General features: G+C 48.3%; 2 protein-coding genes and 1 pseudogene. All 3 read left to right on the top strand.

Going from position 1 to position 1,231, the window contains the following annotated elements; translation table 11 throughout:
* Nucleotides 1–220: hypothetical protein (locus AB6E51_RS24480; protein ID WP_372140318.1), on the top strand; the 220-nt coding region annotated here is incomplete at its 5' end.
* 113 nt (nt 221–333) lie between these two features.
* A complete protein-coding gene (locus AB6E51_RS24475; protein ID WP_154724101.1) occupies nt 334–1,002 on the top strand; it encodes a hypothetical protein in 669 nt (222 codons plus the stop codon).
* A 2-nt stretch (nt 1,003–1,004) separates the two neighbouring features.
* A pseudogene (locus tag AB6E51_RS24470) lies at nt 1,005–1,231 on the top strand (TIGR03759 family integrating conjugative element protein); the annotation flags it as partial.

The following is a 1,231-nucleotide window of genomic DNA, read 5'->3' as shown; positions in this document are numbered from 1 at the left end:
TTCTTCTTTTCACTGTCCAGAACCCACCTTGCTTGCTCATGGTGCAATAGAGGGCAAGCAGCGCGTGGGTCGCGAGTGCATCAAGGGCTTGATAGTGTTTCAGGTTTCGGCTCATACAGTCATTTTATCTGTTCAATTAAAGCAAGAGTTTACCAGAAAAGAGCCCAAATCAATTGAGGTTGCTCGCTTTAAATTAAAAAAACCAATAATGATAGCATAGTTTTAAAAAATAATACTCGTTAGAAATACATCCACCAATGTATTTTTAATCAAGATTTTCCTTGGGTGTTTTTGCTACGGTCGTCCCATCACTGACAACCGTAGGAGCGAGGTGTGAAATTCACTCTCAAAACGTTACTTAGAGGGCTACTGTTTAGCTTGTGGAGCCTAATATTAAGCGCCGCTTGCCTGTTCGCCTATCAGCAGGTTTTCTCACCGGTTCACCAGGAGAACTTTGACTCGCGATTGGACGCACTGCATCAAAGTTTGGTGTTGGCGATGAATGAAAGCCGCGACAAGGAGCGTCAAGCGCGCATTGAGGCGCTGAACTCATTGCAATTCGCGCTTGATGAGTTAACCCAGCGCATCGATGCGCAACAGGGTGAAATCACCGAGCTCATCAACATTCAATCCAATCAAGGTGTTCGCTTGGATGAGTTAGGATTGGACAGCAAAAAGCTGGATGCGTTGGAGACTAAAATCCACCGCCTCTCTCGCCAATCCACCACAAAACGTGCGCCCCCCGTGCGCACCAAACCTGTCGTGAAGCCCACAGTAAAAACGCCGACCATTACCGCGCCTTTTGTCTTATTTGATGTTCAAACGCGGGGCCATACCCAACTGGCGATTGTCGGTAAGCCTGGTGCCAGCACACTGGCAGAGTTATCCGCCCTTCAAGCCGGTCAACATTATCTCGGCTGGAAAATCACCGCCGTCAACGATCAGCACATCGAGGCGCTTTATAAAGGCCAACGTACAACGTTAACGGTCGGGGAGGGGTAAGGATGAAGATTTCCATCTTATGGGCAATGTGCGCCTTACTGCCAATTTTTTGGGTAGGGGCAACAGAGCTTGAGCGCAATCAGGTCTCACAAACCAACATTGAACATAACCAATCCCGCTCGCTGAGCGTCTCGCAAGACGCTCAATATTGGCAGTTAAGTCAAGCGGACTGGACGCGCTATGAGCAATTAATGCAAAGCCCACTCACCTATGACATGCAAGAAGCGAG

Origin of the sequence: Vibrio sp. 10N.247.311.47 (genome assembly GCF_041467535.1) — a bacterium.
Classification (GTDB): domain Bacteria; phylum Pseudomonadota; class Gammaproteobacteria; order Enterobacterales; family Vibrionaceae; genus Vibrio; species Vibrio crassostreae_C.
The sequence above is the reverse complement of the archived record's forward strand: the minus strand, read 5'-3'. Positions and strand labels throughout refer to the sequence as shown.